The organism is Sneathiella sp., assembly GCF_047631475.1.
GTDB lineage: Bacteria > Pseudomonadota > Alphaproteobacteria > Sneathiellales > Sneathiellaceae > Sneathiella.
The window spans coordinates 1-9174 of sequence record NZ_JBLHZT010000070.1 but is presented as its reverse complement, the minus strand read 5'-3'; the positions used below and the strand labels follow the sequence as shown (position 1 = coordinate 9174).

10 protein-coding genes and 1 pseudogene are annotated in these 9174 nt (G+C 48.8%); 5 read left to right on the top strand and 6 right to left on the bottom strand.

All coding sequences use genetic code 11. The annotated features are described in order from the left end of the window. Window positions 1-373 (top strand): annotated as a pseudogene (locus ACJAYR_RS17610) (hypothetical protein); the annotation flags it as partial. Between the two features lie 7 nt (window positions 374-380). On the opposite strand, the gene ACJAYR_RS17605 reads toward ACJAYR_RS17610, so the two are convergent. Together ACJAYR_RS17605 and ACJAYR_RS17600 are read right to left on the bottom strand one after the other, a co-directional pair. Next, the gene (locus ACJAYR_RS17605) at window positions 381-1895 is read right to left on the bottom strand and encodes a M48 family metalloprotease (RefSeq protein ID WP_415237812.1); all 1515 of its coding nucleotides are present in this window, start codon (window positions 1893-1895) and stop codon (window positions 381-383) included. Window positions 1896-1908: 13 nt separating this feature from the next. After that, window positions 1909-2658, bottom strand: coding sequence for a hypothetical protein (locus tag ACJAYR_RS17600; RefSeq protein ID WP_415237811.1), 750 nt, complete (start codon window positions 2656-2658; stop codon window positions 1909-1911). Window positions 2659-2835: 177 nt separating this feature from the next. On the opposite strand from ACJAYR_RS17600, the gene ACJAYR_RS17595 reads away from it, so the two are divergent. The 4 genes from ACJAYR_RS17595 (at window position 2836) to ACJAYR_RS17580 (ending at window position 6192) form a co-directional block, all read left to right on the top strand. Continuing rightward, window positions 2836-3579, top strand: coding sequence for a phosphoadenylyl-sulfate reductase (locus ACJAYR_RS17595; protein ID WP_415237810.1), 744 nt, complete (start codon window positions 2836-2838; stop codon window positions 3577-3579). A gap of 126 nt (window positions 3580-3705) precedes the next feature. Then, a complete protein-coding gene (locus ACJAYR_RS17590) occupies window positions 3706-4032 on the top strand; it encodes a DUF2849 domain-containing protein (protein WP_415237809.1) in 327 nt (108 codons plus the stop codon). Window positions 4033-4058: 26 nt separating this feature from the next. Then, window positions 4059-5711, top strand: a complete 1653-nt coding sequence (locus ACJAYR_RS17585) for a nitrite/sulfite reductase (protein ID WP_415237808.1) — start codon at window positions 4059-4061, stop codon at window positions 5709-5711. Beyond that, entirely contained in the window at window positions 5704-6192 is a 489-nt protein-coding gene (locus ACJAYR_RS17580) for a DUF934 domain-containing protein (RefSeq protein ID WP_415237807.1), read from the top strand. Before ACJAYR_RS17585 ends, ACJAYR_RS17580 begins: the two co-directional genes overlap by 8 nt. A gap of 96 nt (window positions 6193-6288) precedes the next feature. On the opposite strand, the gene ACJAYR_RS17575 is transcribed toward ACJAYR_RS17580, so the two are convergent. The 4 genes from ACJAYR_RS17575 to ACJAYR_RS17560 form a co-directional block, all read right to left on the bottom strand. After that, on the bottom strand, window positions 6289-6750 hold the full coding sequence (locus ACJAYR_RS17575) for a YHS domain-containing (seleno)protein (RefSeq protein WP_415237806.1): 462 nt from the start codon (window positions 6748-6750) through the stop codon (window positions 6289-6291). Between the two features lie 89 nt (window positions 6751-6839). After that, window positions 6840-7493: a rhomboid family intramembrane serine protease gene (locus ACJAYR_RS17570; RefSeq protein WP_415237805.1), complete on the bottom strand. Its 654-nt coding sequence runs from the start codon at window positions 7491-7493 to the stop codon at window positions 6840-6842. Window positions 7494-7594: 101 nt separating this feature from the next. Continuing rightward, window positions 7595-8377 (bottom strand): 2-ketocyclohexanecarboxyl-CoA hydrolase, encoded by a 783-nt coding sequence (badI, locus tag ACJAYR_RS17565; protein ID WP_415237804.1) that lies wholly within the window; start codon window positions 8375-8377, stop codon window positions 7595-7597. A gap of 14 nt (window positions 8378-8391) precedes the next feature. Then, window positions 8392-9150, bottom strand: coding sequence for a glucose 1-dehydrogenase (locus ACJAYR_RS17560; protein ID WP_415237803.1), 759 nt, complete (start codon window positions 9148-9150; stop codon window positions 8392-8394). Window positions 9151-9174 lie beyond the last annotated feature (24 nt).

The following is a 9174-nucleotide window of genomic DNA, read 5'->3' as shown; positions in this document are numbered from 1 at the left end:
CACCCGTTGGACTGGCCGCTTGAGAGAAAAAATCCAAAGCCATCCCGGGCATAATGATATCCTGATCTCTCTGCGCCGGGCCGCCTATACCATGAACGGTGAACTACTGTTCGTGCATGCCGGAATTGATCCCAGCCGTCCTGTAACCGAACAGTCTGACACTTTTTGGTGGGGTAGCGGATATTTTGATAAAATCGAAGAGCCCTATTCGGGTTTCAAAAAAGTAATTCGCGGCTTTGACCGAACCCATGAAGGGGTTACCGAAACGGAGCATACAGTATCGTTAGACAGCGGCTGTGGCTTTGATGGACCGCTCACATCCGCATGTTTCACTCTAGACGGTGAAATCGATGATCTGATCAGCTCAGACTGAGCAGCGATTACCGAAGCCCCTCTCCATAAACCAAACGCTTATAAAGCTGACCCCGCTTGGGCTCTTCTTTCAAAAATTGTGGATTGAGCAGCAGGAACAGATCTTTCTTCGGCCCAACCTCTGCCATCGGCTGATATAGATCCTCAAGGGATTGCCCCCATTTAACCGTCGCCACAGACATCGTAACGGGCTTGATCTTTGCCGCTTCGGCATATTGTAGGGGCGCAAAGCTACTATAGCTTTCGCTATAAGCCTGATCGAAATCTTCACTGAATTTGGCGTTCTCGTAAATAAACCGCACAACACGATCATAGCCAAAATTTATCAACACAGCGGTTACATGAACACGGCGGTTTCCTTTTTTTGCAATAAACCGGGTTTTCGCAGCCCGTGCGCCGCCAACCTGAATATTCTCGATCTGATCGACCTGAACATTCTTAAGCCAGATCTTGCGCATATACTGCTCCATTGAAAGATCGCGCAGTCCCTTCATATCCATATCAAACCGCATTTGCCCACCTTTGCCATCGGTCGCAAACACAGCGCGAGAAGAATTGATCAACTGATACCCACGCGGAGCCATGAATTTAAAACGCAGATCAGGGTGAAGAAACCACCGTCCCTGAATAACACCCTCTTTCACATCGTCACCATACAGCATACCATCAATTGCGTTGAGGTAAGTCTGACGGCCATATTTGCGATCCAATTCGTCCTTTGCACGATTGGCAATCTCCATCGCCTTTTCAATTCGGTCTTCTGTTTGCGGATGCGAGGAGAAGAAATCAAACTGCCCGGACCCACCGTCCTTGCCAGCCAGTTTCTTTGAATATTGTGAATGAGCTTCCAAACGGGCCAGAAAATCCCCCATTGCTTCGCGTGGATAGCCAGCAAGACCCAAATATTTAACGCCAAGCTGATCGGCTTCATATTCCTGATCCCGGGAATATCCAGCGATATACGCACCGCCGAGAGTTTGCCCAAGCCGCGCGACCTCTCCGCTTTGGGTCAGGATGCCAGCAATGGCTCCTAATATCCCGATACCGGTTGCCCGGCCCTGCCGCTGCGCGCCGTGACGGGCAATGACATGCCCGACTTCATGCGCCAGAACGCCGGCCACCTCCGCCTCGTTATTTGCCAGCGCCAACAAGCCACGGGTCACATAGACATAGCCGCCCGGAAGCGCAAAGGCGTTTACAACCGGGCTGTTCAGGATGGTAACACGCCAGGGCTGATCCGCTTTGTCTGTCACAGAAATAATACGTAGAACAATATCCAGCACATATTCGTTCAGTCCTTCGCGGATATATTCCCCGCCATACTGGGCGACAATACGCGGATGTTGTTGTTCACCGACTTTACTTTCGTCCTGAGGTTCAAAAATTGAAAAAAGATCGGCAACCTGGGTCGCTTCAGCTGACGCTCCTGGAACCAAACCGAAAACCATGCCGGCACTCATCATCGAGACAAGCGTATTTAATCCGAGCCGCTTCACCTTAACTACTACTGGTTTGGTAGACATTCTTCTCTCCAGCCTATTTACTTTTCACATCCAGAAACTCGACCTGCTCCGGGAAGTTCAACTCCATAAAAGGTCCGTTATAGAACCGCATATTTCCCCGCACTCTAACCCATGTATTGACGAGCGCATCAAAGTTCCAGCCCATTTTCCTGAACCTACGCTTATTTTCTGTCGAAATCGAGGCAGTAAAGTCAGTGCGCCAGTTGTTCCCAAAATTGAGATAAAGTCGAGAGCCCGATTTTTTAACAGAAAGTATCCGCCCTTCGACAACCTGAAAACCGTCAGCCCCCTGCCGAGCGCCAAGGTCCGCCGCCTGCAACACTTGGAAACGAAACCAAAGCCCCCGCCGGTTTTCGCGGGCCTCCCGTTCAGCAGACAATAATGCCTCCCTCACTGAAAGTGGATAGGGACCCAGACCGTTATACACCGCAAGCCCTTGCTGAGCCCAATAGGCCTGCACCCAACCAAAAGGATGGACAATCAGTTTTCCGCGCAGATCGCCATACTTGTTTGTGGCGGCGCCTTTTTCAACAAAATTTTCCTGCTCCAATTGGAAGGCTTTTCCCCTCAAAACCCGCAATGGAGACGCGTTCTCAGGCCAATACATTTCTTCCAAAGAAATCCTTCCGCCTTTTTCTGTTTGCAGCGAAAAGGCTGAAACCTCTGAAATTTTTCCTTCCTGCAAAGCGTTGCCTGCGCATGAAACGCTCACCCCGGCGATCCAGATGGCAACGCCAATGCCGACCTGATTTACGAACCCCAAACTATCCACCTCCCCTTATGAACGAACCATACAACCTTAGAGTGATATAAGCATAGGATTTTCTGTTTTTAAATAACACTAATTTTATGTGATTAATTTTTTTCACATTTTTTAATTGATATTTAAATTTAAACCAATACCTTTAAGGAAATTGATATTCTTTCGGAAGTGCATCTTATGTCCCAGTCTCCTGATTTTACGAGCATCGAAGCAGAAGCGGCCCGGTTACGTGGGCTTTTTGGTCACCTGGAGGGCGCTCCGTTGTTGGAAGCGCTTCTTGAAAATGGGCTTGCCGGGAAAATCATGATGACCTCTTCCTTTGGTGCCGAGGCGATTGCCCTCCTGGATCTTGTGGCCCAAGTCGATTCGACCATTCCCGTAATTTTCCTCGATACCCGGCGCCTTTTCGGCGAAACATTACGGTATCAGCGAGATGTTACTGAATTGCTGGGACTGGAAGATGTTCGGATAATCCGCCCGGACAGTGGTCAGCTTGAACGGATTGACCCAGATGATATGCTTTTCGCATCTGACCCGGATAAATGCTGTGAAATTCGCAAGGTAAAACCTTTGGATAATGCCCTTACTGAATTACAGAAAGCTGGCTTTACCGCATGGATCACAGGCCGCAAGCGGTTTCAGGCAAATACCCGTGGGGCCCTTGAAACCATTGAGGCTTCTGACGGCTTCCTGAAGATTAACCCTCTCGCACACTGGACCGATGACGATGTCAAGGCGATCGTCCTTGAAAAGAACCTGCCGCCCCACCCACTGGTGGCAGACGGCTTTCTGTCAATCGGTTGCATGCCCTGCACGGAACGGGTGGCCGCAGGGGGGGATGCTCGGTCTGGCCGATGGGCCGGAAAAGGGAAAACGGAATGCGGTATCCATGTAAGCCGCGCCACATCACCGCTAAATTAAGTACATAAAAATACTGTGTTAATAAATTAAACTACATTTTTCTTGCGTTATTTATATATTTTCCTATATCTATCTATAGGAAACATCGATTACGGCAGTTGGCCGATTAGATCAGGAGACGAACCAATGGCTTTACAAGTTTTCACGGCATCCTTGCTTAAAGAGGGACTGGTTGCTTATCTTTGCATGGAAGGCGAGAGCTGCTTTTGGTCAACTGACTTGAACAAAGCTACTGTTGCAGACGAGGCATCCCTTGAAAGCCTTCAGGCAGCCGCCGAACGGAGCGAAAAAGAAAATATCATCATTGCGCCCTATGCAATCGATGTAATCGTTACCGAAACGGGCATTTCTGCTGCCAGTAAACGTGAACAGATCAGAGCCGACGGACCAACCTTCCGTCTGCCTCAATCCGTACGCGCCATCGAAATTACCGAAGGTCAACACGCGGCCTAACGCCCTAATAAGTCTGAGCAAAAACAATGTATCAATATTCACAGCAGGATCACCAGCTGCTGCTGGAACGGGTATCGCAGTTTCGCGACCAGGTTCAGCGGCGGTTGAAAGGCGAACTTTCTGAAGACGAATTCAAACAGCACCGTCTTCGTAATGGTCTGTATTTGCAGCTTCATGCTTATATGTTGCGTGTTGCGGTTCCTTACGGCCTGATCTCGTCAGACCAGATGCGTACCCTGGCCCATATTGCAAGGAAGTATGACAAAGGCTATGGCCATTTCAGCACTCGCCAGAATATACAGTATAACTGGCCTAAACTGGAAGATGTGCCTGCCATTCTGGATGATCTGGCTGCTGTAGAAATGCACGCAATCCAGACAAGTGGTAACTGCATCAGGAACACAACTTCGGACCCACTGGCTGGCGTTGCAAGAGACGAGATTGAAGACCCTCGGCCATATTGTGAATTGATCCGTCAGTGGTCAACCTTTCACCCTGAACTGAATTTCCTGCCCAGAAAATTTAAAATTGCTGTAAGCGGCTCAACACAGGACCGCGCAGCGGTTGCTGTTCATGATGTGGGTTTGCGACTGGTAAAAAATGACGCCGACGAGCTAGGACTAGAGGTCTATGTTGGTGGCGGTCTGGGCCGGACACCAATGATCGGAAAACTCATCCGTCCGTTTCTGCCTGTGCATGACATGCTGACATATCTGGAAGCCATTTTGCGCGTCTACAATATGGAAGGTCGTCGCGACAATCTGTATAAGGCACGCATTAAAATCCTGGTTCACGAAACAGGCGAAGATGCGTTCCGAGAAAAAGTAGAAGCCGAATGGGAGCGGATTAAGAAATCTGGTCTTGCCCTTCGCAATCAGGATATTGAAGGCATAAAAGCCCATTTCAAAGATCCAGACTATGAAGAATTAAGTGATTTTGATGAGGCGTTCGATAAAGAAGTCATCACAGACCCAGAATTTGCTAAATGGGCGGAAAAAAATCTGGAACTTCATAAAAAGTCAGGTTATCGCGTTGTTTACCTGTCACTGAAATCCAGGAACCAACCTCCGGGTGATGTAACGGCTGATCAGATGGATGCCATTGCAGATCTGGCTGACCGGTATAGTTTGGGTCAAATCAGATCCACGCATCGTCAAAATCTGGTTCTAACGGATGTTAAGCTTAGCGAACTGCATGATCTTTGGCAGGAGTTGAAGGCCCTGGATCTGGCCACCCCTAACTACAACCATCTAACGGACATCATTACCTGCCCCGGTATGGACTATTGCGCACTGGCGACAGCCCGTTCCATCCCAATTTCTCAAGCATTGACCGAACGGTTTGATGCCTATGATTTTATTAATGATCTTGGGGATGTGAGTCTGAACATTTCTGGCTGCATTAATGCCTGCGGACACCATCACGTGGCAAATATCGGTATTCTTGGCGTCAACAAAAAAGGCGTTGAAGTCTATCAGATCACCTTGGGCGGCAGTGCCCGAGAAGATGCATCAATCGGGAAAATCATTGGTCCTGCCTTTACAGCGGACGAGATTGTGGACGCTGTCGGCACTTTGCTTGATGTGTATCTTGAACAGCGCGAAGACGCCTCTGAAACCTTCCTGGAAACCTACCGGCGCATAGGTCAGGATCCGTTTAAGGAGAAACTTTATGGGTAAGTATATCCTTGACCGGAAGCCGGCCGACGACAACTGGATGCCGTTCACAGGCTTGGAAGAACTGGATACGCTGCCGTCCGGCGATATCTATATTCCCCTGTCTGAATGGATAGAACGGCGCGAAGAGCTGTTAAAACGAAACAGCAGACTGGGTGTCATTCTGGAAAATACCGACGATGTAAATGACATTGCCGAGGATTTGGACCGACTGGATCTCGTGGTTTTACAATTTCCGAAAATGTCTGATGGCCGCGCCTACACCCAAGCCCGGCTGTTGAGAGAGCGCTTGGGCTATAAAGGCGAAATCCGGGCAGTCGGCGATGTTTTAAGAGACGACGTCTTTTACATGCAAAGATGTGGCTTCAATGCGTTTGAGTTACGCGATGATCAAGATGTCAATTCCGTCCTCAAAGCGTTTGATGAAATAACTGTAACCTATCAACCGGCGGCGGACGAAGATCTGCCGATCTGGCGGCGCTAATCGTCGGCTTATGAAATATCGTTTTTTTCCCGATATTTCATCCTAGAAAGCACCTGGCAACCTCCCCCGCTTATGGCCAGGTGCTTTTCTATTTTCTCACAAATCTTTCTTGATTTTAGGCCAGTGTTCAGTCGCCATGCTGATATATCCGGGAATGTCTTTTTCCCAGATCGTCTGAACCCCCTTTGAATAATTCAGATAGAGTTTATCGTCTACAATTGACCAGGCTTCGGGGATCACACTAGCTGTATATCCCTGCGACACAGCATAGGCGCAGTACCCCCCAAATTGAGGCGCATATCTTGACGGTTCTTTGGCAAATAGATCCCGATTTTCCGCACTGGAAAATCGCCAGTTCACCCCCTGCCACTGATACTTAAACTCGCTTAGCCCCTCAACGGGTCGACGTTCCGTGAAATACGCGACAACGTCATATCCTTCAGCTGCCCACCCGAAAACAGTCGTCCGATAAGGTTGCTCTTCTGCAGCCGAAAGGTTGCCCGCATAAAAAATCAAAAAGAAAAGTGCAGCATATTTTAAAAGCGCTTTAGTGAACATCTGTCAATTGCCCTTCCAATTTCATTAGAAGACGCAAAAGTAACCCAAACCATCTGAAAAGGCTTTTGACATTATTGTGAAAGGCGGGACTATTCCTGCTTTGCGGATGCTCGGCCCAGCAAAGGCAGTATGAGCAATCCTCCGACAAACCCTGCCAGGTGGGCCGCCCAAGAGATGCTGTTCCCCTCACCGGCCAGCAGCGTTCCAAGGGGCGTCAATCCGATCACAAGATTTAGACCCATCATCACCCCAATAAACGCGATTATTTTTTTCGGGCCAAACTTGGGGAGCAAAAGCCAGACGGAAGCCCCCATCATTCCGAAAACAGCGCCTGATGCGCCGATCAGATAAGTGCTTGCATCAGCCGCCGTCGTTAAATATTCCCCAACAGCGCCCAGCCAGCCACATAGAAAAAACACGAAGAAAAAGGCGAATTTTCCCTTCGCACGCTCCACCAATGCACCGAATGCCAGTAACATGAACGCATTTGTCAGCAAATGCATGAAGTCCGCATGTAGAAAAAGATGACTGCTTAAATTTAACAGCGTTTTGATGGAACCGTTCAGGGATGGATCGGCTAGAAAACTGGCAAACCGACCCGTGCTAAAAGCCATTGTCCCATACAGCCATTCTACTGTCGCCTTATCGGCGACCGTCAGCATGATATGTAAAATAATCAGGGACGCAGCAGTATACAAACTGGCGGGCGGCGCATTAAACGCCTTCTCTTCATTTTCTTCCACTGCGTCCTCGCTGGTACAATAGGGGTTCTATATCACTGCCCCTAACCTATTCACCGAAGAACAAAACTTCAACGATGAAGCGACGTATTCTTCCAGCGCGGTTATTTCATTTTACTTCTGAAATCCGGTTTACGCTTTTCATTAAACGCATTAACCCCTTCACGGGATTCGTCTGTTTCATAGTAAAGTTTGAGAGCCTGCATCCCCATACCTGAAATTGCACGGATATTCTCGCTATCCAGATTAAAGGATTTTTTGGCGATCGAAATCGCTGTAGGACTTTTCTCCAAAATCTCGGCGCACCACTGCTCAACTTCAGCATCCAGCTTGTCGTGCGGTACAACTGTATTCACCAAGCCCATCTTTTCGGCCTCAACGGCGGTATATCGTCGGTTCAAATACCAGATTTCACGGGCTTTCTTTTCACCCACCACCCGCGCCAAATAGGCTGTTCCAAATCCCGGATCGACAGAGCCGACTTTTGGACCAACCTGACCAAACTGGGCTTTTTCGGAAGCAATGGTCAAATCGCAAATCGTTGCCAGAACATTCCCTCCACCAATAGCAAACCCTTGAACACGGGCGATAACGGGTTGAGGGATATCCCGGATCAGACTTTGCAATTCCTCAACAGGCAGACCAATCGTTCCGCGGCCGTCATATTGTCCATCATGGGCAGACTGGTCCCCACCGGTGCAAAAAGCCTTTTCGCCGGCGCCGGTTAGAACAATAACGCCAATCTCTTTGTTCCAGGCGGCTTTATGAAAAGCCTGGATAAGTTCTTCAACGGTTTGTGCTCGAAACGCGTTGTATTTTTCTGGACGGTTAATGGTAATCCACGCCGCGCCATTTTTTTCTTCATAAATGATATCTTCAAAAGACATTTTCTTGTTCCTTCTTATCCTGCCATTGTCAGGCCACCGGAAACACTGATGACCTGCCCCGTAATGTAACTTGCTTCTTCACTTGCTAAAAAAGTAACGATACCGCCAAAATCCTCGGGCTGTCCCAGCCTTTTAAAAGGAATGGCACGTTTCAGACCTTCATAAATTTTTTGCCCCATCTCGCCTTCCCCAATAAAATCATTAAGGATCGCCGTATCCGAAGGGCCCGGACAGACGACATTCACATTGACATTCTTACGGGCGAGTTCGCGGGCAAGCGTTTTGGAAAAAGCAACCATACCGCCCTTACAAGCAGAATAGACACCCTCTCCACTGGATCCCACACGCGCAGCATCAGATGCAATTGTTATAATTTTTCCAGATCCGCGTTCTGCCATACCGCTGGCAACGGCATGGGTCATATGTAACGGCCCCCACAAATTAATACCGACAATTTTCTCCCACAAGGCTTTGTCTGTTTGCAGAAAATTCCCGACCTGGTCCCAGCCCGCATTATTGACAAGAATATCAGTCTGACCATGGGCATCTTCAAAGGCAGCCACCGCGTTTATAACGGCCTGCTGGTCTGATATATCCACAGCATAGGCTTTGGCGTTTTTGCCAATTTTTTTCGCGACCTCACTGGCCGCGTCAAAATCAAGATCAAACACCCCTACGGTCACGCCTTCTTCAGCCAAGCGGGCACAAATAGCACTCCCCAGACCGCCACCGCCGCCTGTGACGATTGCCGTTTTACCTGTTAAGCCCTTCATTGATTTTCTCCCAGTTTTTCTCTC